The 22554-nt window shown below is 58.4% G+C and carries 23 protein-coding genes and 1 pseudogene; 10 read left to right on the top strand and 14 right to left on the bottom strand.

Annotated features, from left to right (window positions below; translation table 11 throughout):
• The first annotated feature begins 292 nt into the window (after positions 1–292).
• Positions 293–2170 carry an adenylate/guanylate cyclase domain-containing protein gene (locus tag HB780_RS20745; RefSeq protein ID WP_183695900.1) on the top strand — a complete coding sequence of 626 codons (1878 nt, stop codon included), beginning with the start codon at positions 293–295 and terminating at the stop codon, positions 2168–2170.
• A gap of 103 nt (positions 2171–2273) precedes the next feature.
• On the opposite strand, the gene HB780_RS20740 is transcribed toward HB780_RS20745, so the two are convergent.
• The 3 genes from HB780_RS20740 to HB780_RS20730 form a co-directional block, all read right to left on the bottom strand.
• Positions 2274–3080, bottom strand: a complete 807-nt coding sequence (locus HB780_RS20740) for an ankyrin repeat domain-containing protein (protein WP_183695897.1) — start codon at positions 3078–3080, stop codon at positions 2274–2276.
• A 458-nt stretch (positions 3081–3538) separates the two neighbouring features.
• On the bottom strand, positions 3539–3982 hold the full coding sequence (locus HB780_RS20735) for a hypothetical protein (RefSeq protein WP_183695894.1): 444 nt from the start codon (positions 3980–3982) through the stop codon (positions 3539–3541).
• Between the two features lie 105 nt (positions 3983–4087).
• On the bottom strand, positions 4088–4519 hold the full coding sequence (locus HB780_RS20730) for a hypothetical protein (RefSeq protein ID WP_183695891.1): 432 nt from the start codon (positions 4517–4519) through the stop codon (positions 4088–4090).
• Positions 4520–5057: 538 nt separating this feature from the next.
• On the opposite strand from HB780_RS20730, the gene HB780_RS20725 reads away from it, so the two are divergent.
• Positions 5058–5777: a hypothetical protein gene (locus HB780_RS20725; protein WP_183695888.1), complete on the top strand. Its 720-nt coding sequence runs from the start codon at positions 5058–5060 to the stop codon at positions 5775–5777.
• A gap of 597 nt (positions 5778–6374) precedes the next feature.
• Positions 6375–6698, top strand: a complete 324-nt coding sequence (locus HB780_RS20720) for a hypothetical protein (protein WP_183695885.1) — start codon at positions 6375–6377, stop codon at positions 6696–6698.
• 290 nt (positions 6699–6988) lie between these two features.
• Here HB780_RS20720 and HB780_RS20715 read toward each other — a convergent pair whose 3' ends face one another.
• On the bottom strand, positions 6989–7249 hold the full coding sequence (locus tag HB780_RS20715; RefSeq protein WP_183695883.1) for a DUF982 domain-containing protein: 261 nt from the start codon (positions 7247–7249) through the stop codon (positions 6989–6991).
• Between the two features lie 143 nt (positions 7250–7392).
• On the bottom strand, positions 7393–8061 hold the full coding sequence (locus HB780_RS20710) for a TetR/AcrR family transcriptional regulator (RefSeq protein WP_183695880.1): 669 nt from the start codon (positions 8059–8061) through the stop codon (positions 7393–7395).
• Positions 8062–8284: 223 nt separating this feature from the next.
• Here HB780_RS20710 and HB780_RS20705 point away from each other — a divergent pair, with 223 nt between their 5' ends.
• The 4 genes from HB780_RS20705 (at position 8285) to HB780_RS20690 (ending at position 12486) form a co-directional block, all read left to right on the top strand.
• Positions 8285–9487: a multidrug effflux MFS transporter gene (locus HB780_RS20705; protein ID WP_183695877.1), complete on the top strand. Its 1203-nt coding sequence runs from the start codon at positions 8285–8287 to the stop codon at positions 9485–9487.
• A gap of 124 nt (positions 9488–9611) precedes the next feature.
• Positions 9612–10307, top strand: coding sequence for a DNA-3-methyladenine glycosylase I (locus HB780_RS20700; RefSeq protein WP_183695874.1), 696 nt, complete (start codon positions 9612–9614; stop codon positions 10305–10307).
• A gap of 57 nt (positions 10308–10364) precedes the next feature.
• Entirely contained in the window at positions 10365–11396 is a 1032-nt protein-coding gene (locus HB780_RS20695; protein WP_183695871.1) for a hydroxyacid dehydrogenase, read from the top strand.
• A gap of 94 nt (positions 11397–11490) precedes the next feature.
• Entirely contained in the window at positions 11491–12486 is a 996-nt protein-coding gene (locus HB780_RS20690; RefSeq protein WP_183695868.1) for a prohibitin family protein, read from the top strand.
• Positions 12487–12503: 17 nt separating this feature from the next.
• Here the strand turns inward: HB780_RS20690 and HB780_RS20685 are convergent, their stop codons facing one another.
• From HB780_RS20685 to tauA, 3 genes are all read right to left on the bottom strand, one after another.
• A complete protein-coding gene (locus HB780_RS20685) occupies positions 12504–13343 on the bottom strand; it encodes an ABC transporter permease subunit (RefSeq protein ID WP_183695865.1) in 840 nt (279 codons plus the stop codon).
• Positions 13340–14137 carry a taurine ABC transporter ATP-binding protein gene (locus tag HB780_RS20680; RefSeq protein ID WP_183695860.1) on the bottom strand — a complete coding sequence of 266 codons (798 nt, stop codon included), beginning with the start codon at positions 14135–14137 and terminating at the stop codon, positions 13340–13342. Before HB780_RS20680 ends, HB780_RS20685 begins: the two co-directional genes overlap by 4 nt.
• Before the next feature lie 61 nt (positions 14138–14198).
• A complete protein-coding gene (gene tauA / locus HB780_RS20675; protein WP_183695857.1) occupies positions 14199–15206 on the bottom strand; it encodes a taurine ABC transporter substrate-binding protein in 1008 nt (335 codons plus the stop codon).
• Positions 15207–15428: 222 nt separating this feature from the next.
• On the opposite strand from tauA, the gene HB780_RS20670 reads away from it, so the two are divergent.
• A complete protein-coding gene (locus HB780_RS20670; protein ID WP_183695854.1) occupies positions 15429–16799 on the top strand; it encodes an LLM class flavin-dependent oxidoreductase in 1371 nt (456 codons plus the stop codon).
• 30 nt (positions 16800–16829) lie between these two features.
• On the opposite strand, the gene HB780_RS33375 is transcribed toward HB780_RS20670, so the two are convergent.
• Positions 16830–16964 carry a MarR family transcriptional regulator gene (locus HB780_RS33375; RefSeq protein WP_353622967.1) on the bottom strand — a complete coding sequence of 45 codons (135 nt, stop codon included), beginning with the start codon at positions 16962–16964 and terminating at the stop codon, positions 16830–16832.
• A 353-nt stretch (positions 16965–17317) separates the two neighbouring features.
• On the opposite strand from HB780_RS33375, the gene HB780_RS20660 reads away from it, so the two are divergent.
• The gene (locus HB780_RS20660; RefSeq protein WP_183695851.1) at positions 17318–17722 is read left to right on the top strand and encodes a VOC family protein; all 405 of its coding nucleotides are present in this window, start codon (positions 17318–17320) and stop codon (positions 17720–17722) included.
• On the opposite strand, the gene HB780_RS33370 is transcribed toward HB780_RS20660, so the two are convergent.
• The 4 genes and pseudogenes from HB780_RS33370 to HB780_RS20640 form a co-directional block, all read right to left on the bottom strand.
• On the bottom strand, positions 17719–17883 hold the full coding sequence (locus HB780_RS33370) for a transposase (RefSeq protein ID WP_353622966.1): 165 nt from the start codon (positions 17881–17883) through the stop codon (positions 17719–17721). The genes HB780_RS20660 and HB780_RS33370 overlap by 4 nt on opposite strands.
• Positions 17884–18082: 199 nt before the next feature.
• Positions 18083–18738, bottom strand: a pseudogene (locus tag HB780_RS20650) (methionine ABC transporter permease).
• Entirely contained in the window at positions 18728–19813 is a 1086-nt protein-coding gene (locus HB780_RS20645) for a methionine ABC transporter ATP-binding protein (RefSeq protein WP_183695848.1), read from the bottom strand. The pseudogene HB780_RS20650 and the gene HB780_RS20645 overlap by 11 nt, the downstream one beginning before the upstream one ends.
• Before the next feature lie 374 nt (positions 19814–20187).
• Entirely contained in the window at positions 20188–21033 is an 846-nt protein-coding gene (locus tag HB780_RS20640; protein ID WP_183695845.1) for a MetQ/NlpA family lipoprotein, read from the bottom strand.
• A 644-nt stretch (positions 21034–21677) separates the two neighbouring features.
• On the opposite strand from HB780_RS20640, the gene HB780_RS20635 reads away from it, so the two are divergent.
• Positions 21678–22067 (top strand): BRA0787 family protein, encoded by a 390-nt coding sequence (locus HB780_RS20635; RefSeq protein ID WP_183695842.1) that lies wholly within the window; start codon positions 21678–21680, stop codon positions 22065–22067.
• A 61-nt stretch (positions 22068–22128) separates the two neighbouring features.
• Here the strand turns inward: HB780_RS20635 and HB780_RS20630 are convergent, their stop codons facing one another.
• Entirely contained in the window at positions 22129–22542 is a 414-nt protein-coding gene (locus tag HB780_RS20630) for a carboxymuconolactone decarboxylase family protein (protein ID WP_183695839.1), read from the bottom strand.
• Between the last annotated feature and the right edge of the window lie 12 nt (positions 22543–22554).

Here is a 22554-nt window from a genome sequence, read left to right as displayed (position 1 = left end):
ACTGAAGTGAACTCCCCGAAGGCATAGGCTTGCGAGTTGAATGGTTCGGCAGGACAGCAGGTAACACTATTCCACAACGGCTTACTCTTGGCGCTAACGAACGAGCGCCACTGCGATCTTAGAAGGATCAGGTTAGTGAGTTTTCCTTCTCATTCTGAAGCTGCATTCATAAGCTTATGCAGGTTATCGCTGGTAATCGCCTCGTGTGCGATGTGCTATCTTCGCTTTAATGGCCCAATCCCGGACTCCGATCGATGAATGGCCGATTATCGATAAGACAGGACACTGTGCGATGGAACGCAAGCTCGCTGCGATCGTGGCCGGGGACATTGTCGGTTACAGCCGGCTGATGGCTGAAAACGAAGCCTCAACCTATTCGGAGTTGCGCTCGATTTTCGACGAGGTGATCGAGCCTGCGGTCAGGCATCACGGCGGTCGAACCTTCAAGAGCACGGGCGATGGATTTTTGGCCGCATTCCCCAGCGTTAACGACGCACTGGATGCATCGGTTTCCATCCAAAAGGGCTTCGACAAGCGCCCGTTCGAATTTCGTATTGGCATCAATCTCGGTGACGTTATTGAAGACAAGGGCGACATATACGGCGATGGCGTCAATGTCGCGTCCCGTCTCGAAGCCATGGCAGATCCGGGCAGCATCTTCGTGAGCGGTGCGGTTGTCCTCAGCGCCGATCGTAAGCGCGGTGACGAATTTTCCCGCCTTGGACGGCGATATGCCAAAAATATCCCGGAGGCCCTCGACGTTTACGCGGTCAAATGGGCAGGGAAACGCGGGTTCGGATGGACTCGGTTCACTGACTTTTTCCCGCGCGTGAGCAATCGTCTCGCTTATGCCCTCGGAGCGGTGTCCCTTGTCATGATCGGGTTGGCAATCCAGCCACTTCCCTTGGCCGCAATGATCGGGGGTATCCCGGTTAAGCTTGCCTCGGTTGCCGATTTTGAAAAAACAGATCGTCGGCCCTCAGTCGCGGTTATGCCTTTCGACAACATGGGTGGCGACACCACGCAGACATACTTTGCCGATGGTCTGACGGAAGACATCACGACGGGGTTAGCGCGCAGCCCGGACCTTCAGGTAATCGCCCGCAATTCCACCTACGCGGTGCGGGATCAGGCGTCTGATGTTCGCAAGCTTGGCGACAAACTGGGCGTTTCCTACGTGGTTGAAGGCAGCGCGCGGCGTGTGGGCGACCAACTTCGCGTCGCGGCGCAGCTTATTGATGTCAACAGTGGGACTCATCTCTGGTCTCGCAGTTATGACCGGCATATCGAGGACGTGTTCGCAGTCGAAAGCGAACTGACCTCCGAGATCGTAGCTCACCTTGTTTCTTACGTTCGCAAGACCGAACTGTCCGAGGCAGCAAAACGCCCTACGAAGAATCTGCAGGCCTATGATCTTGTTCTTCAAGCACGCAATCGCTTCAAGCATGACTCAAATGACCGCGATGGTCTCCTTGCGGCACGTGGCCTTTATCAGCAGGCATTGGAACTGGATCCGACCTATGCAGTCGCGCGTGCCAACCTGGGTATGACCTACATATTTGATGTGACGCAAAAGGTGACCGGCCATGCATCTGCGAAAGACCTTGATATCGGCCTGAGCGAGGCGCGCCAGTCCATCCGTCTCGATCCGAACCTGGCGGCGGGATATCAAGTAATCAGCTTTGGGCTTGCCGCTGGCGGCGACTATGCCGGCGCGTTGCAGGCCGCACAGCGGTCCGTCGAACTCAACCCGAACGATCCTGACAGCATGATGGCGCTGGCAAAGGCGCAGGTCCGGTTTGGTGACTACGAAGGTGCGTTATCAAATGCCGAGCGCGCGCGTCGTCTAAATCCCATGGCCCCGGTATATTATGCCTACGTCTATGGTCAGGCGCTCTATGCAGCGGGCCGTCGTGATGAGGCTGGAAACGTCATTCGGGAATGCCTGATCCGCGCGCCGGAAGATCCCAACTGCTTGTTGATCCAGGCTGCGCTACAAGCGGGCCGACAGCAGTTGGCGGAAGCACAGGCGACGATGGGCAGCCTGGTCAAAGCCAACCCGGAATTCTCGCTCGAGGCAGAGCGTCGCTATCGGCGTTTCGGTGACACCGCACTCATGGACCGATTTCTGTCGGAGCTGGCGCAAGCCAGAGCTCCGGAGACCGCATAGATCCAAATTGCCGTCTGACTTGCTGAGCTTGTCGTCGCAAATCGGCGCGTCATCACACCCATGCAAACGACAAAAGCTCGGCATTATAGAGCTGGCAGTGGCTCTATTTCAGCAACTCGATTATTGCAGGATCGTCGGTACTCTGTATCGGCGTTTTCCCCGCATTGTCGGTCTGGTTCCGATCGGCTCCATGTTCGAGCAAGGTCCTGATCACATCGGGATCCTTGTTGTACATGACTGCAAGGTGGAGTGGGGATTCGCCGGTTTTTGCACTGCGTTCATTCACTTTGGCGCCACTGGCGAGAAGAAGCTTAATCATATCCGGTGTGCTTCCAGTGGCTGCAAGGTGGATTGGATAGTAGCCATCGCCATCGACCACATCGATGGAAGCACCACAGGCCAGCATGGCTTTTGCCTTAGCCACATCTTGTTGCGAAACGGTGTTTGCGAAAATGGTAGATTTAAAACCTTTGACGTAATTGTCGTTCGGGCTCAGTTGAATGCAAGGATCAGAACTCAACTGGTTGAGCTGGTACTTCGCGCCGGCATGTCCAAGATTGGCCGCCGCACGATACCATCTCGCAGCTTCCTTCTTGTCCTGCTTGACGCCGTTCCCGTCCCGATAAATATCGCCGAGGACAAGCTGGGCCTCGATCTCGCCATTTTCCGCAGCCTTGCGATACCAGTAAATTGCCTTTGCATTATCTTGGGTGACCCCCTCGCCATTGCTGTACAAAACACCAATGCTGAACTGCGAATATGCGTCACCCCGTTCTGCCTGCGGCCTCCAATATTTCAGGGCTTTGGCATAATCCTTTTTCATATAAGCGTCATAGCCTTGATCGGCCCAGGCGTGACCAGAAAACCCTAGCACTGCAAGGGAACTCAACAAGATAAGGATTTTTCGCATGCTAATTCCAGAAAGAGACGTGTGAGGAGACGTACAAAATCACGAAATGAAATTCGTTCGAACAGGCTTACCAAGGAGCATTCAACCAGCCATCGCGTGCACGAGGAACAGAAAGGGTAACCACAATACAACGTTGACCCAAGCACAGTCTCTGTATTCTCGCCTGAGCACGGTCGGTCCTTTCGAAGCTGCCAATACCATAGACAGGATGCTTGAATGCAGCATGACGGCTCCCACCAACCAGGCAGAGACGATCAACATAAGACCAAGCGGATCCGGCCCCATCCCATCACCACCAAGCCGAGGCGAGTAACTCAAACAGAAGTAAAGCCAAGCCAGCAATACGAGGCCGCTAAGCATGAGGCTAATCCTGTTGTAGTATTTCATTTCAATCCTTCGTGGGGCCTTAGTGGTTATGTGAGGTGCTATGCAGATGACGTTCCAGATGGCTGCGCCGGTCACCTGGCTCTCTCTGTCTCCTTGCGCAAAAGATAAACAACCCAGTCCAGGGTCAGCGCCAGTGATATAAATACCAAAAGCACAAGTCCGGAAAAGATTGCACCCATCATTGACACAACCCAGAAGCCTAGGCCTGCCGATTGTCCAACGTCGAATATTGCTACCAAGAGAAGACACACGATAATCGGAACAATTTCGATGAACAGATAGACGGCCAAGGCACGCCGCACCGCTGTGTAAAATCGCTGTCGCCTGGCAGGACGCAACCACCGCGCTCCGAACAGCACGATGAGAAGAATGATCCATGGTCCAAACACGAGGAAGATGGGTAGATCGCTATCGCCGCTCGCCGCGAACTGTGCTTGAGCTTGCTCAGCATGTCCCATGAGACCTGCCCAGAGCCCCAAAATGGTAATAGTGCGGCGCTGGACATGAGCATTCAAATCGAAACCCTCTCGATCTCATCGAAGGCTGTGTTGTGTTTGTGTTGATCGGCGAGGAGGGCAGCAGGGTGGAGTAGCTTGCCCTCTTCATGGTGCTTGGACCGCTTATTTTCCAACGATACCTCGCACCTTTTCTCGGATTTCCCAGCAGTTTCTCTCAAACGCCTCAGAACCCGGCGCAACCTGGCTAGCAAATAGTCTTGTGCTGTCGATACCTTCAGCAGCGAATTCCCTGTACTCTGCTAGATTGATAGTCACGGAATTGCTCCTGGCTAATTCCAGCGAGGCGGCTTCCAGTTTTGTCGCAAGGCTTGAGACATCCGATTTGAGAACGTTGCAGGTCACGGCGAACCCGATAAGTGTTCCATCGGCTCTGGCCGCGGCAATGACCTTGGTTTCAGCTTCGAACGATGGATTTGCGAATGCCAAAGTTGGCATTGCGTACATCAGAAGACCAATGAAGATGTCCAGAAGGATGCGTCTCCTCACGAGAGTGTGGCGCCCTGTACTTAAACTGAGATCGATCTGCAAATTCATCGCTGAGATTGTTTTCCCACCATCGTTGATCGAATCTCATAATTGCGGGAATTATGAGATTTTTGGCCGTTGTATCTCGTGCCAACCGCCAACAACGACCAATGCCATATTCTGACATTTGATTACAACGCGACAATGCCAGTTCGGCTCCAGTCAAATGACCAGAAGGAGTTTTGGAAATGATAAGCGGCGGATGGATATGCTTGGCTGTGGCAACTATTATGGGGCTCTGGTGGTTGCTGGAGGTTGTGCTCATGGTGGCCGCCGTTTCAGGCGGACCTTATGGCTCCCATCCCGTCTCTGAATTCGTAATTGCGTACTTGGCATATGGTAGCGCACTTTTTGCTGTGCTGGGGCTGGGAGCGCTGATAGGCGGATATTCCATACGAAAGTGATCGTTTGGCCCATTTGCCGCCTATTATAAGCGCATCGCGGAATTCAATCTGATGGTGGCAACGGCTTCATCGTGATAGCAACAGTACTGGTTTTGACCGGCGAGGTTCGATAGCGCTCCGGGGTCCTTCGTTTGAATGGTGTCATGCTGAAATCATGCATTTGGATAGTCGCAGTTGCAGGTCTGGTTTTTGTCCTGGCCTCTTTGCTTGTTCCGGATGAAACGGCCTTTCCGGAAAGTCCTGAGCAGACAAGCGAACATCTTTCAACAATCAGGCTGCATGCACAGGGTGACCGATTGTTGTTTAGGACGACCCAACACGATTACGAATTTACGTTGCCCGCCAATCATCTTAACGACGCCTTCAGCCTGCAGGACGCCGCACATGATGCTGGCTCCGCGCTGGGCAACACAAGCCGATTTATTGTCAGCCCGGTCGATATCACGAAAGAAGGTGCGGCAACGGTTACCGTTGAGGTGATGTACGGAGGGTATGACGCGCGTCTATCCGAAACCAAAACCATTTTGAGTGAGCAGGCACGAGCGCAGCTCAGCATCTATGGTTTTTCCCCGTCCAATGGAAATATGGTCGGAGATATTGATCCGCCTCTTTACATGACATGGAGCGCAAAACTCTCCGGACAGCAGTACCAGGTAGAAAGTCGTGGGAACTATGAAGGGGCAGACTTATCGGCTTGGGCCTATCCCGAGCTCTTGGTGACACTTGATGACCCAGAGAAACTGAAGCAAAATCGCCAATACAATGCCTGGCTGGCTCCTCTAAGATCAACCAAACGTGCCATTCAATTGGCTCTCCTTATACCATTCCTGATGCTTATCGGTTACGCAGGATCAAGCGGGTAAGTATTTGACGCGCCTCCCGCAAACCCTACACTGCGAACGGCCCCTTTGAAGGATAATGCGCGGCTAGAGGAAACCAAGGTAAACGTAAGGCAATATGCGCAATCCACCCATACCCCGCACAAAGACATTTAGAGACGGAGTATTCCTAGCGCTGATCATATGGCTGCTGGTTATGCCGTTGACTTTAATGACGCAGGCTTTTCTCCCTTCCGTTTTTGTCCTTTTGGAGGGGATTGGAAATTTTCAATATAAGCCTTGGATTTTTCTCGCCCCAACAGCGTGCACGCTCATTATGGCGTTGGCTGTTATACCGGGCTATCGTAGCCCGAGCGTTATTGCGGGCGCTATTCTTTCTAGCGTTGCGGTGACAATCGCAGCGGCAATTGCGTTCCTATTGATCGTGATATCGATTCGCGGCTGCATTCTTGAGCCCAGCATTCTTATACGTCCATGACGGATCGGGTAGAATACTACGCATGTTGTTCGAGCATTTGGGGCAGCTACACCAGCGCACCAAGCTATGCAGACAAGGGGCAAGATGTTTTCATTGAGGTGGGGGCGACAGTTTTTCGAGTTGGACCTGATAGCGGAGCTGGAATGTCTGATATCAGATTAAATTTGGATGGTATTTACGCCGTACTTTTTGGGCTTCCAGCCTTGGCCCTTGCCTGTGGCATTGTCGGGCTCCTGCTTGTATTTCCGGCGTACCGGCTTCTGAAGATCATCGCGATTGTCCTCGCCATCCCTGCTTTGCTATTGGGCTTGGCATTTGTCACGGATGCGCTTGCTTTAGGCGAGCCTGCGGGTGACGATACTCTCGATTTGATGGTTCTGGTCGCCTATTTTGCCCTGCTTGGGCTTCTTCCTTGTCTGCTGTTCATTCAAGTGAGGAGAAAGCCACGCCATAATCCATCAAAGTGATCCGGAAAATCGCTTACGGCCTGCTTTTGCAATAGGCTGAACCGCGCCGACTGCCTCCGTCACCGTTGGCAAGCAGAGTAAGGTGGCCTCAAGGAATCGGCTCTGCCCTTCGAGGAAAGGCAGAGCCGGGAGGCCAAAGCACTGGCCTGGGTGAGAACGAGCTATTTAGGGGGCGGCGAGCTCGTCCGCACTACAATGGTCTACCACCATAAGCTGAAGTCTAGCTGAAGAACATCAGATCACAATTGAAGGGCATTGCGGATAGACATGTCGCAAAAGAAGCGAGTGGTTCAGTCGGCCAACACGGTCTCGATCGGAACGCCGGCTTCCATGGCAGCGGCGATGAAGCTGCTGCGGGCTTCCAGGGGCTGCCTCAGCCCGCTTTCGACGTCCGCGCAGACTTGCAGGGCTCCGAGGAAAACCTTGCCTTCGGCGACCGGCCACGCGTTCAGCAGCATGTCCAATGCTTCTTTCGTGGTACTGACGGTGTAGGTTGTCCCAGTGCGCGTGCAGATGACCAGCACCGGGTAATTCCAATGTCTATTGCTCATTTTTTGAAGCTCCGACCCACGCCGCGCACGTTAGCGCCTTGTCGGGCAAAGGCACAAGTAAATTTCGAAGCGGTGTCCGTTGCGCAGCGAAGGTACTAAAGCCATCGTTAAAATAGCTTTCGGAAGGGCATGAATGCGAGAGGTCAGGCAACGGCTTGCGCTGGAGCCCCATAGCCACGCAGGAACATGTCCACGCCCTGTTGGGCTGATATCTCGATGTCCGCTTCGGTCGGCGTTTCGCCGAAGAGAGTCGTCATCTGCAGGTCTGCGTTGATCAGCGCGGTGAATTGCCGGGCGGCGATGTCGCAGTCGGGGACTTGGAGGAGGCCCTGGTGGTGGAGGCGGGCGAAGATGGCGCCGAGCGCCGTGCCGATCTTGCAGGGGCCGTGCTCGCGCCAGGCTTCGAAGAGGTGAGGGTAGCGGGGGCCTTCGGACTGGACGAGCTTGCGCAGGAACTTTCCGTCCTGATTGTAGAGGCAGTTGCGGTTCAGATCGGTGGCGAAGGCGATCAGCTCTTCCCGCAGGTTCTCTGGCCTCTCTGGGAAGGCGGCAAGTGCTGCGAAGACGGCGGTGTTGGCCCGTGCGGTCACGTCGGCGACGACGGCGATGAACAGCGTCTCCTTCTCGCGGTAGTGATTGTATATGGTCTGGCGAGAGACGCAGGCCCGCGCCGCGATCTCGTCGATGCTCGCGCCCGAAAATCCCTCGCGGCAGAAGACTTCGGCTGCGGCATCAAGGATGGGGACGCGTTTCAGACATTGGGCGGGTTTTGCAGTCCGTGCCTGCAAGGCGGCGGCGTTTTGGCTGTTCATGGGGTGAAGATAATCTGTATTGACGATTTGGACAATAGTGTCTAATTTGACATTCATGTCCAAATTAATGGACGCTCATGTTAAGCGCAATTCGGATCCCGCGTTTTCCTCCCAAGACCGTGTGGCGTTCCGGTGACCACCTAGATTTAAACTCCCCTTGAGGGAGATGCGGCGCGATGGCAATCCGGCTTTCGCGCTCGAAACTTTCTGAAAGATCATCCTCATGACGACGTCTTTCCTTCGCTATGCGATCATTCTCGGCTTGCTTTCGGCCATCGGTCCCTTTGCGATCGACATGTATCTCCCCGCTCTGCCGTCGATCGGCAAGGATCTTGCGGCGGAGAACAATGTCGTTCAGCTGAGCCTGTTGTTCTTCTTCATTCCCTTCGCCATCTTTCAACTTCTCTATGGGCCGCTGTCCGATATGTGGGGCCGCAAGGCGCCGCTTTACATCGGCATCGGCCTGTTTGCGGTGGCAAGCGTCGGCGCCGCCACGGCCAGCAATATCGAGACGCTGATCGCCTTCCGCTTCCTGCAGGGCATCGGCGGTGCGGCGGGCATGGTGGTGCCGCGCGCCATCGTTCGCGACATGCATACCGGCGTTCAGGCAGCGCGGCTGATGTCGCTATTGATGCTGGTGTTCAGCATTTCGCCGATCCTTGCCCCGCTGACGGGCAGCGCCGTCATCGCCTTTTATGGCTGGCGCGGCGTGTTCTGGGCCGTGACGATCGCGGCGATCATCGGCCTCATCCTGCTGTCGACCCAGCTTGAGGAAACGCGGACGAAGGCGGAGCGTTCTGAGAGCGGCCTGCGCAGTGCCATGGCGGCCTACCGCCTGCTGCTCGGTGACCGCAATTTCCTGACGCTGAGCTTTATCGGTGGTCTCGGCATTTCCAGCTTCCTGGTCTATCTCGCCAATTCGCCGTTCATCCTGATCGACCATTACGGCCTGACGCCGACGGAATATAGCTTCGCCTTCTCGGTCAACGCCGTCTCCTTCTTCACCGTGTCGCAGCTCACCGGCTGGCTCGGCGAGCGTTTCGGCCTGCTGCGGGTGATGCGGATCGCCGTCACCGGCTTTGCTGCCGTCATGGCGGCAATGCTGGTGGTCATGAGCCTTGGCTTCAGCCAGCTGCCGATCCTGGTCGTGTTCCTCTTTGTCGGCTACGGCTTCCTTGGCCTGGTCATCCCGACGACGGCGGTACTGGCGCTGGAGGATCACGGCGCGATTGCCGGCACGGCCTCGGCGCTAATGGGCACGCTGCAATTCGTCACCGCTGCTATCGCCATGATCATTGCCAGCCTGTTCTTCGACGGCACGGCTCTGCCCATGGCCGGTGGTATAGCGCTTTGCGCCGTTGCCGCCTTCCTGCTGACACAGGCGACCATCGCTCGCCGGCCGGTCGCGGAAGCGCCAGCGGAATAGGACGCATTTTCAATGAGAAATGGAAAGGCCGGGGCATTGCTCCGGCCTTTTCGATTCCGGCTTTCGCATCTTGCGGAGTGGGCCAAGATCATGAAGACTTCGAACCCAAAATGGAGGGCGGCGAATGGGCAGCTTCGCGGAGATTCAGGAGCGGGCGGAGAAGCGCAAGGGCGGGGCCGAAGCGCTGAGGGCGCTTATGCCGAAGGTGCCGGATCACGGAGTTTTACGCCTCACGCCAGACGATCGACTGCTGTCGGAAATGACGCGCTATGTTTTCTATGCTGGCTTCGTGCGCAACATCATCGATTCCAAATGGCCGGGTTTCGAAGCGGCCTTCTCCGGTTTCGATCCCGCCTTCCTCAACTTCGTGCCCGATGACTATTGGCACGACCTGACCTCCGATACACGCGTGGTGCGTAACGGCGCCAAGATCATGTCGGTGCGGGCCAATGCCCACTTCATCCGTGAGCTTGCCGAGGAGCATGGCAGCGCCGGGCATTTCTTCGCCGACTGGCCGGTGGAGGATCATATCGGCCTGCTTGCCGTGCTCGACAAGCGCGCCGACCGGCTCGGCGGCATGAGCGGCCAATATTTCCTGCGCGCCATCGGTCGCGACAGTTTCGTCACGAGCCATGATGTGCTCGTCTGCCTGCGCCTTGCCGGCCTGCCGATTTCGGAAACGAAGCCGGGCAAGAAAGATTTCAGGCTAATTCAGGACCAGTTCAATGCCTGGGGCACCGAAACCGGCCTACCGCAAACCTATCTCTCGCGCATCTGCGCCTTCTCTGTCGGAATGCCGGGGGAAGAGGCCGAGGACTGATTGATTTGGTCCGTCGAATGATATTGGATCGCGCCTCGAAATAGGGAGGAAACGATCATGTCGACCGACAACAGGCCCCTGGCCATCAGCGCACCCGAACCGCGCTCGCTCGAGCTTATCTTCAGCAAGGATGCGCTGTTGCTCCTCCATTCGAAATATCGGATCGTCGAGGCGGATTCGGAGGATATTGCCGGGCTCGGCGATGATGTACTCGGCGAGGCCAGCTATATCATCGGCCAGCCGCCGCTCTCGAAGGAAGTGCTGGACCGCATGCCGCGCCTGCGCTGCATCCTGAATGTCGAGAGCAATCTCATCAACAACATGCCCTATGATGTGCTCTTCGAGCGCGGCATCCATGTCGTGACCACCGGGCAGGTCTTTGCCGAACCGGTGGCGGAGATCGGGCTTGGTTTCGCGCTCAGCCTTGCACGCGGCATCGTCGATGCCGATGTCGATTTTCGCGAGGGCAAGGAGCTCTGGGGCGGTGATGGCAATGCCAAGGCCCGGCAGATTTCGGGCAGCGAGATCGGCATTGTCGGGTTCGGGGATCTCGGCAAGGCGCTGAACCGGCTGCTGACCGGTTTCCGCGCGACGGTCAGGGTGTTCGATCCCTGGATGCCGCCGTCGATCCTCAGGGAACATGGCGTTCAGCCGGCCAGCCTCGACGAGGTGCTTTCGGACAGCGATTTCGTTTTTGTCGTCGCTTCCGTCACCAGCGAAAACAAGGGCTTTCTCGGCGGGACGGCCTTTGCGCGCATGCGCAAGGGAGCGGGTTTCATCCTGCTCAGCCGCGCCGATGTCGTGGATTTCGAAGCCCTGATGGCGGCGGTTGCATCCGGGCATATCGTTGCGGCGAGCGATGTCTATCCGGAGGAGCCGCTCAGCGGGGATCATCCGGTCCGCAGCCTCAAGGGCTTCATCCGATCGGCGCATCGTGCCGGCGCGCTCGACAGTGCCTTCAAGAAAATGGGCGATATGGTGCTGGAGGACATGGACCTGATGGATCGCGGCCTGCCGCCGATGCGCTGCAAGCGGGCGGAGCGGGAGACCGTGTCGCGAATGCGGTCGAAGCCGGTCATCCGGAACTGAAAAGTGATACGGATTTGCCGCCTAAACCTGGGCGGGTGCATTCTCACTCCGACTCATCTATGTCTCGGCCATTGAGGAAATGGTGGGGACAAAGATGGCGAACCGGGAAATCGACGTGGCGTATGCGGCAACCAAAGGGGGGCTGCCCGTCTTTGTAGGCGTTGCTGCCATTATTGCTATCATTATGCTCGTCTTCAGCTCTTGGTACACGATCGACCAGGGCGAGCGCGGCGTCATCCTGCGCACCGGCGCCATGGTTGGCACGGCTGAACCGGGCCTGCATTTCAAGCTGCCCTGGATCGAAACCGTCGTCAAAATCCCCGTGACACAGCAGGTGACCTACTGGACCTGCCAGACCGGCGCGGGCTGCGAGGCCGGCGAGCATCCGCAGATGCAGGCCTATTCGCAGGATCAGCAGCCGGCCGACATGCGCGTGACCATCTCCTGGCATGTGCCGCCGGATGCGGTCGAGAAGGTCTATTCTGAGTACGGCTCGCTCAGTAATCTGGAATCGCGGCTGGTGTCGCGGCGTGCGCCGCAGGACGTGAAGACGGTGTTCGGCAAGTTCACCGCCGCCTCCGTCATCCAGAACCGGGCGCAGTTCAACACCGACGTTCAGGCGGCGATCGAGGCCGGCATTCAGGGGCCGGTGCAGATCGACAGTGTTCAGGTCGAGAATATCGATTTCTCCGACGCCTATGAGAACAGCATCGAGCAACGCATGCTGGCCGAGGTCGAAGTCCAGAAGCTGCGGCAGAACGCCGAGCGCGAAAAGGTGCAGGCGCAAATCACGGTGACGCAGGCCGAAGCCGCCGCCGACGCCCGTCGCGCCGATGCGCAAGCGCAGGCCGACTCTGTACGGCTACAGGCGGAAGCCGATTCAGAGGCGATCCAGCTTCGTGGCGATGCCGAGGCGAAGGCCATCAAGGCGCGGGGCGATGCGCTTCGCGACAATCCCAACCTGATCTTCCTGACCCAGGCGGAAAAGTGGAACGGGCAACTGCCGACTACCATGCTGCCGAACGGTTCTGTGCCGATGCTCAATCTCGATGCGCGGCAGAATTCCGCCGCACGCTCGGAGCAGGAATAAAGGCCAGATCGGTCGGCTCAGCGATGGGCCGACCAGGGCACCAGGCGGCGTTCGATCAGCCGGACCGTGATCTCGAACAGGAAGGCGATCAGCGCGATGACGATGATGCCGCTGATGACGATATCAGTCACCAGGAACTGCGCGGCCGACTGGATCATGAAGCCTAGGCCCTGCGACGCCGCGACCAGCTCGGCGGCGACGAGCGTGGACCAGCCCGCGCCGAGCGCGATGCGGATGCCGGTGAGGATTGAGGGGATGGCGCCCGGCAGGATGACGTGGCGCAGCACCTGTAGCCGGTTGGCACCGAAGGAGCGTGCCGCGTTGACATAGTCGACGGGGGCCGCCTTCACGCCGGCGGCGGTCGACAGGATGATCGGCGGCAGCATGGCAAGCGCGATGACGGTGATCTTCGATGCCTCCCCGATGCCGACCCAGATGATGACCAACGGCAGATAGGCAAGCGGCGGCAACGGCCGCAGGAATTCGACGATCGGGTCGAGGATGCCCTTGCCGACACGGCTGGTGGCAATCGCCAACCCGGCGGGGATGCCGATGACCAGCGAGGCGGCGAGACCGCCGAAAATCCTGAGCAGGCTAGCGAAGGCGTGTTCGACAAGCGTCGAATCGACAAAGCCGGTGACGTTCAGAGCGTAGAGCGCCTTGGCGACGGTCCACGGCGAGGGCAGGAACACCGGCGAGACGACGCTATAGGCGGCTGCAACAGCCCAGATCACCAGCAGCGCCAGCACGGTTGCGAGCGAGATCCACAGTGTCGAGCCGGACGAGCTGTTCTTGGCTGCAGGCACGACGTCGGATTTGGCGGCGACGGTCGCGATCTTTTCGATATCGGCGGTCAAGCTGCCTCCTCCTCGTTCTCGTCGTGGATCAGGCTTGTCAGCTCATCGTGCAGCCGCTTGAATTCGGTGGAAGCCTTAATTTCGGCAAGCGGTTCGCCGGCAAGGTAGCGCTTGCCGAAGGACAGTGGGATGTCGGCGGTGATGCGGCCGGGATTGGGCGTCAGGGTGATGACGCGGGTGGCGAGCAACAGGGCCTCATCGATGCTGTGGGTGATGAGCAAGGCGCCGGTGCCGCTTTCCGCCCAGACCTTCAACAGGAACTGCTGCATGCGGGTGCGCGTGAGCGCATCCAGCGCGCCGAGTGGCTCGTCCATCAGCAGGAAACGCGGATCGGAGGCGAGCGCCCGAGCGATGCCGACCCGCTGGCGCATGCCGCCGGAGAGCTCCCAGATGTTGCGGTCGCCTGCACCTTCCAGGCCGACTTTTGCGAGCAGCCCATCGGCGCGGCGGCGGCGTTCTTCCTTCGCGATACCGTGCAGACGCAGCGGAAAGGCGATGTTGTCGCGGGCATTGAGCCAGGGGTAGAGCGCGTCGTCCTGGAAGACGACGGCGCGATCGGCCGCCGGTCCGTCGATCTCCTTGCCGTCGACAAGAATACGCCCTTCGGTGGGGGCGAGGAAGCCGGCAGCGAGATTGAGCAGGCTGGTCTTGCCCGAGCCGGAGCGGCCAATGACGGTGACGAATTCGTCGGAGGCGATATGCAGCGTCAGATTGTCGAGGACACGGCGGGCATCCTGCCGGCGGCGGTCGCCGGGAAAATTCAGCGAGACGGATTGCAGGGAGAGGATGCTCATATGTGGGGACTCCAATAGAATAGGCGCAGGCAGGGAATCCTGCCTGCGCCGAAAGCGTGGATCAAAGACCGGTCTTGGCCGCGTCGGTGACGAACTTGGCGTTGACGTAGGGAGCATAGTCTTTCAACACTGCCGGGACCTTGCCTTGCTCCAGTAGGAATGCGGAAGTCTGGGCGATGGCCTTCGTAGTGTCGCCGCCGAGGAATTCGGCGCTCGCCTGCTCTTTGAGCGTCGGGAAATAATAGCCCTTCAGCAGCTCCGGCACTTCTTCCGGCTTGGCGCCTGTGAGTTTGGCGATCTTGGCGGCTTGCGGCGACGAGGCGTTCCAGCTTGCCGGATCGGCATGGTAGGACGCATAGGCCTTACCTGTGACCTGAACGAAGCTGGTCACGATCTCCGGATGGGCGTCAGCGAATTTCTTGCTGACGATCCAGGCGTCGAAGGTCGGGCCGCCCCATTTGGCGACATCGCCCGATGTCGCGAGGATCTTGCCGTTCTTCTTGATCTGCGACAGAACCGGATCCCAGACATAGGCGCCATCGAGGTCACCGCGCTCCCAGGCGGCGGCGATTTCCGGCGGGCGCAGGTTGAGGATCTGCACCGTCTTAGGATCGATGTTCCAATGCTTCAGCGCTGTCAGCAGGCTGTAGTGCGAGGTGGAGACGAAGGGTGTTGCGATCTTCTTGCCCTTCAGATCCTCCGGCTTGTCGATGCCCTTGACGGCAAGTGCTTCCGCATCGCTGATATTGCCGACGACGTAGATGGCTTCGATCGGCAATTCGCGGCTGGCGGCGGCGGCAAGCGGGGAGGAGCCGACATAGCCGATATCGATCGAGCCAGAGGCGATGGCGGCAACAACATCGGCGCCGCCGTCAAATTTATGCCAGCTGATCTTCGCGCCGGTCGCCTTTTCATAGTCGCCATCGGCCTGCGGCACGCGCGAAGGCTCGACGATCGGCTGGTAGCCGATGTTGAGCGTTACGTCGGCGGCACTTGCATAGGAGCCGAACGTTGCGACAAAAACGGTGACGGCCGTGGTGGTCAGAAGATTGCGTCGATTGATGGTCATGTTTCCCCCGGGGCATGGTGTTTCGAAATGGTCTTTAGTCGCTGACATGACAGCTGATCCGCACTAATGATCGTGAAATTGATAGAAAATATAGAGATACAAAATTCCGGATTCGGGTCATCCGTCGCAACCTGCTTTCAAATATCGCGAAACTCCGGATCTTTTTGCGGTTGATGATGGAAAACAGGCGGGACGATGAATTCAAAGGTTGAGGACAGTGCAATGAAGCCGATGCAGATCTACGCCTTCGACATGAACTGCGTCGGGCATATCAATCACGGCCTTTGGACGCATCCGCGCGACCTATCGCTGAACTATACCGATCTCGACCACTGGGTGGATTTCGCGCGCACGGCCGAGCGCGGCAAGCTCGATGGCATTTTCCTCGCCGATATCGTTGGCGTCTATGATGTCTATAAGGGCAGCCCCGAGACATCGATCCGCACCGGCGCGCAGATCCCCGTCAACGATCCGATCATCCCGCTCTCAGCGATGGCCTATGTGACCAAGCATCTCGGTTTCGGCGTCACCGTCAATACGACTTATGAGCCGCCCTTTCTCTTCGCGCGGCGGATGTCGACGCTCGATCACCTGACCAAGGGTCGCATCGGCTGGAACATCGTCACCGGCTATCTCGACAGCGCCGCCCGCAGCATGGGGATGGAGCGCCAGCCGGATCACGATACCCGTTATGATGCTGCCGAAGAATATCTGGAGGTCGTCTACAAGCTCTGGGAGGGAAGCTGGGACGATGATGCGGTCATGCGCGACAAGACGGGCGGGCTGTTTGCCGATCCCTCCAAGGTGCGCGCCGTCCACCATCAAGGGCAGCACTATCGGATGGAGGGCATTCACCTGAGCGAGCCTTCACCGCAACGCACGCCGCTGCTGTTTCAGGCCGGTGCTTCGGCGCGAGGCCAGGATTTTGCCGCGCGACATGCCGAATGCGTCTTCATTGCCAGCCCCGCGCCGCAGGGTGCCAAGCCGATGACGGATGCGCTCAGGCAGCGGGCCGTGGATTTCGGTCGGCGTGCCGACGATCTCAGTATCCTCAATCTCATCACCGTCGTTGTCGGGCGAACCGAGAAGGAGGCCGAGGACAAGTTGGAGGATTATCGCCGCCACGCCAGCGTCGAGGCGTCGCTCGCCCATTACTCCAGCTCGATCGGCATCGATCTCTCCAAGTTCGGCCTCGACGAGCCGATCGAACAGAAGACGACGAATGCGCAGCAGGCGGCTCTTGCCGTTGTGACCGGCAAGGCGAGCGGCAAGCCGGCGATGACCCCACGAGAGATTATCGACCAGATGGTGCTCGGCAGCCGGCAGAAGCCGATGGTTGGCTCGCCCGAACAAATTGCCGATCGTCTTCAGCTATGGATGGAGGAGGGCGGCATCGACGGCTTCAATCTGGCGCGCACGGTTGCGCCGGAAAGCCTGCGGGATTTCGTCGATCTCGTCATTCCCGTGCTGCAGGAACGCGGCTTGTTCAAGGCGGATTATGCCGAGGGCACGTTGCGCCAGAAGCTCTTCGGCCGGGGCGATGGGCGGCTGCCGTCCAGTCATCCGGCAGCCGCATTCCGTCATCGTGGCTAAGCGTTCACCTAGGGTCAGGACTCATTGATTCTAAGGGAGAGGTGATTGCTGACGTGGACAATGACCTAGAGGCCGGTGAGCAATTTTCTTGCCGCGTCGGTCGTTGGGATTGGGGCGTCGTTCAACCAGCCCAGCGCATTCTAGTCGGTCCAAGCTGCTCGTCATACCGCTCGAGGAGATCATTGCCGATCCGTAGAGCTACGTAGGTGAACGCATATAGGGTCCACCGGCACGCCTGAGCGGCAGGAGCACATCAAACTCACCTACATTCAGGCCCACTTCTTTGAGTAACGGGTTCATATGACCGCAGATTACGCGTGCGGCGACATCAAGCAAACGACCTACCGTTTCAATGGGCAACATTGGAAGATCGGCGCGCTCGCGCCCATTGCGTAGCTGCGGCCTCGGCGCGATCCATGGCAAATATTCCCTTATACAATTTATCTTGACGTCAAGATATATTGTATCTACTTACATTGCAGCAAGACAATAGCGTAGCCCTGGAGAAGGAGACATTGATGTCCAAAATGATTTTCGTGAACCTGCCTGTCCGTGACCTGTCGGCGTCGACGGCGTTCTACGTGGCACTAGGCGGCACTGTGAACCCGCAGTTTTCGGGTGAGAACTCCACCTCGCTCATGTTCTCGGACACGATCGGGGTGATGCTGCTGACCCATGACCACTACCGCGAATTCACCACGCGTCCGATCGGTGACGCCCGGCGCGACAGCCAGGTATTGATCGTCCTCACCGTTGATAACCGCGACGCCGTCGATGCAACACTGACCAGCGCGGTTGCGGCGGGCGGTCGTGCAGATCCCAACCCAGCACAGGATCTTGGCTTCATGTATAACCGCCACGTTGAAGACCCAGATGGCTATGTTTGGGAAATCGTATGGATGAACCCGGCTGCGAACGCCTAAACGCAGATGGCGGACATGAAGGTCTGGGCGCGTCGGTCGTAACGGGTTTTGACGCGCCGCCGGTCCTTGCGCCTGCCGAACATGTTCTCGATCTTGTGGCGCTGGCGGTAGAGGACCTTGTCGTACTCGATCCGGATCTTGCGATTGGCCTTTGATGGGATGCAGGGCGTGATCCCGCGTTCGGTGAGGGCGACGCGGAACCAGCCCGCGTCTTAGCCCATGTCGCCGAGCAGCGCCTTCGCCTTCTGGAAGGCTCAATCATCAACGCCGCGCCCCTGTAATCACTCACTGGCAGCGGCTCCTCACACTGCAAATCTACCTAACCTAGGTTTCGGCTAGGCGATTTAGTAGGTCCTGAGCCTAGCGATGATCGAGCTTGGCGACCAGACGGTCGCCGAGCCATTGCATGCCGCAGACGAGGATGATCAGCACGACGACGACGGCGATCATCACGCCGGTCTCGAAGCGCTGGTAGCCATAGCGGATTGCAAGGTCACCGAGGCCGCCGCCGCCGATGGTGCCGGCCATGGCGGAAGCACCGATCAGGGTTACCAGTGTCACCGTAAAGCCGGCGACGATGCCGGGCAGGGCTTCCGGCACCAGCACTTCGCGGATGATCGTCCAGCGATTGCCGCCCATGGCGCGCACGGCGTCGATCAGGCCGCGATCGACTTCGCGCAGCGATACCTCGGCGATGCGCGCGTAATAGGGGATGGCGGCGATGGTGAGCGGCACGATGGCGCGGTGGTGCCGAGCGCCGTGCCGACGATCAGCCGGGTCAGCGGGATCAGTGCGATCAGCAGGATGACGAAAGGTACGGCGCGGAAGCCGTTGACCAGGGCCGCGAGGATGCGGTTGACGGTGAGCTGCTCGGCGATGCCGTCGCGGCTGGTCACGACCAAGGCAAGGCCGAGCGGCAGGCCGATGACGAGCGAGAGCAGGCCGGATGCGCCGGTCATCCAGATGGTTTCCCAGAAGGAGCGCCAGAGCAGGCCGAGGATGATGTCAGTTGTCATAGCCTAGAACCTCCACCCGGGCGGACCGGGCCGTCAGAAAATCCGTCACCTGCGCCGGCAGCGCTGGGTCGCGCGTCGGCACCGCAATGAAGAAGCGGGCGACGGGCTGATTCTGGATATGGTCGATGCCGCCATGAACGAGGCGGAAGGAATGCGGCAGCGCCGCCGAGAGTTCGGCGAACAGCGCGCCTTGCGCGGCCGGGCCGGCGAGGTCGATGCTGAGAATAGCCTCGGCACCCGGCGTCTGCGACAGCCGTTCGGCAATGTGCTCGGGGAGTTGCGGGCGGATGGTGCTGAGCAGGCTTGCTGTGATTTCGGCCTGCGGATTGGCAAACACCGACCAGACGGCTCCCTCCTCGACGATCCTGCCGGCATCGATGACGGCGACCCGATCGGCAACCGAGCGCACCACTTCCATCTCATGGGTGATGAGCAGGATGGTCAGTCCGAGCTTACGATTGATATCCTTCAGTAGTGCCAGGATCGACCGCGTTGTCTCGGGATCGAGGGCGGAGGTGGCTTCGTCGGAGAGGAGAAGTGCTGGGCGGGCGGCGAGTGCCCGGGCAATGCCGACACGCTGCTTCTGCCCACCCGAGAGAGCCGCGGGATAGGCCTTGGCCTTGTCGGCGAGACCGACGAGATCGAGTAGCTCGCGGGCACGTTTCAGGCGCTCGGCCTTGGCCACACCTTCGATCTTCAACGGCAGGGCAACATTCTCTTCCACCGTCTTTGCCGACAGCAGATTGAAATGCTGGAAGATCATGCCGATGCGGCGGCGCAACGGCTGGAGTTCCCTTTCCGACAGGTCGGCGATATCTCGTCCTTCGATATGGATCTCGCCGCTATCGGCCCGCTCCAGCCCGTTCAGGCAGCGGATCAGCGTCGACTTGCCGGCGCCGCTGCGACCGATAATGCCGACGATCTCGCCACGCCGGGCGCTCAGCGAAACACCGTCGAGCGCCGGAGTCGTACCGAACCGGCGGTGGACATCGACGAGGCGGATGATCTCGTCATTGTTCGGTGAGCCAGGCGGCGCATGCCCCTCGATGGCGGTGGCGGGAATGAAGGAATTCATGGTGGTTCTCTTTGTAAAAAATCAGCCTTTAAGTTTGCCGAGCCCGTTACACCCCCCTCTGTCACTTCGTGACATCTCCCCCACAAGGGGGGAGATTGTTGGGAGTATGTTGCGCGCTCTATAAATCAAATCAGCTGGGTGTCAGCAGATGCGATGCTTGTTGTTTGGCGATGGCTTGCCGCGCGTTAACAATCTCCACCCTTGTGGGGGAGATGTCACGCAGTGACAGAGGGGGGGTGCACACTCTCCGCGAACTCCTCAGCCAACTTTCACTACACTCCATCGCATCCCATCGGAAAACACCGAAGGCGGCCGGAGCAAAAGATGCCCATGCCGCCTTGGTTCCCAGCGCAGCCCCCGGCGCTGAATTGCTATTAGTAGGCGCTGAGACCAGTGCCCTTGTAGACCTTCTCGAATTCGGCCTTGACCGTGTCGTTCTGGTAGGCGGAAACCAGCGTCTTCACCCAGGCCTCATTCTCATTGCCCTGCTTGACGGCGATGAAGTTGCGGTAGGGATTGCCGTCGATCGGCTCCTGCGCGATGCGGTCTTTCGGCGAAAGTCCGCTCTTCAGCGCCCAGTCGGTGTTGACGACGGCAGCGTCGAGGTCGTCGATCGAGCGGCCGACGATGCCGGCGTCGAGTTCCTTGATTTCGACATTCTTCGGGTTCTCGACAATATCGGCGATGGTGGCGAGAATGCCGGTGCCGTCCTTGAGCTTGATGACGCCCTCGTTCTGCAGCACGCGGAGCGCGCGGCCCTCGTTGGATGGATCGTTCGGCACGCCGATGACAGCGCCCTTCGGCAGCTCGGCTACGGTCTTGTACTTCTTGGTGTAAAGGCCGATCGGCCAGACGCCCGTATAGCCGACGCGGACGATGTGATAGCTGTGCTGCTTGATTTGGTTGTCGAGATAGGGCTGGTGCTGGAAGGCATTGGCGTCGACTTCGCCGCGCTCCAGCGCTTCGTTTGGCTGGGTGTAGTCGTTGAAGACGACGGTTTCGATCTTCAGGCCCTTCTTGGCGGCTTCGGTGGTGACCACGCGCCAGACGTCTTCGTCTTCACCACTGATGATGCCGACCTTGATCGTCTTGTCGGCGGCAAAGGACGGGGTGGCGACCGTCAAGCCGACGACGGCGACAGCGGAGGCAATGAGGGCTGCAAGGCCGGTCCGGCGCGAGAAGCGCAGTGCATCGAGACCCTGAGAAGACTTTTTCGTCATGGGAAATCCTGTTCCATGTGATTGAGACGCCATTGTCTCGTTGACAGGCTCAATCATTTCAGACGCTCGCCATTGACGCGAAGCAGGATCATTTGTTGTGCGCCGCACTTTAGAAAAACTCTTTTTGAGCTGCGCCCGATGGAGAACTAATTTTCTATAGGAATGATATATTATTGTGCATTCGAGAATCTGATTGCATGCGAATTGTGCATATCAGCGATGGATTGGATCTATCCAGAACACTCTTCCGAGTTTTCTCCGGTTCATGGTGCCGTCATGATCATGTGGGTGCTCATTTGCTTATGGCTGCCTCCTCGCAACCAGGAGAGGATTCGCACGTATCATCAAATCAGAGTTCGATTTCGCTCTACGGCGAAGCCATTCAAAAATATAGGGAATTGCAGAAAATTTAGAAAGAGGCTTTTCAAGTCGAGATTAATCTATAGACTTGATCAAGTTAAGTGACCGGTGGGAACATTTTGTGTGTTCCCGCGTTGCGCCGGTTACAGAAGATGGTTTGCCGCGCCGCTTGCCCGATCGAATATTTCGGGGTGCGCCAGACCCAGAAGCAGCGCGTGGGCCTCGGCGAGAGGCCGATTAGTTTCTTTATTATGCGCCGGACTTCCACTTGAAAGGAGACAGACATGTCGAATGCCTTGCCGCCCCTTCATGAGGGTCATGCCCCCATTACCTTGCAGCAGCTCTTCCGCGAAGCGCTCTATGCATTCGAGGAATGGGATGCGGAGGTCACTGAACCGATCGTGACGTTCGACGGGAGAATTTTCCCCGTCAGCGTCGTTTTTGAAGCCATGCGCGAATGCACCGACATCGTGCCGAACAATATCGTTTCGGCGGTTACCGAGCGCCTGACCAAGCCCTGGGCAGGCGAAGGTCCGCTGGATACGATGACCTTTTCGACCGCTGCCCGGGTGATGGGCGTTCTCGTCCGCAAACGGCTCCTGGCCGTCAGCAATGGCGTCGATGTCGTCGCCGTTGCGGTGACGGGCCAAGCGACGGAAAAGTCGGATCGCTAAAAACATCCTGTGATCTATCGAGGAGCCCGCCGGCTGATGTCGGCGGGCTCTTTTTGCAATATCAGGGGCGGCCGACGTCGAATTCCGGATCGACGGGGATCTGCATCGCCGTCACCAGATGGTTGGTCTGTCCGGCAAGACCGATGACAGCCAGCAATTCGCCATGCTGCGTGTCCGTCATGCCTTTTGCCCTGGCGGCGGCCGTATGCGAGTGGACGCAGTAGCTGCAGCCATTGGCCGTGGATACGGCGATATAGATCATCTCGCGCACCAGCGGATCAAGCGCACCCTCAGTCATCATCACCGCCTTCAGCCCTTCCCAGGTCCGCTTCAAAAGTGCTGGATCATTGGCAAGGCCGCGCCAGAAATTATTGACGAAATCGGATTTTCTGACGGTGCGGATGTCGTCGAACACGGCCTTGACCGCAGGGATAGCCTCGGCTTCCGCATCATCCAGCAATTTGACTGTCGTCATCTCAATTCTCCT

Source organism: Rhizobium lusitanum, assembly GCF_014189535.1.
Taxonomy (GTDB): Bacteria; Pseudomonadota; Alphaproteobacteria; order Rhizobiales; family Rhizobiaceae; genus Rhizobium; species Rhizobium lusitanum_C.
This window is presented reverse-complemented; position numbering and strand designations above follow the sequence as displayed.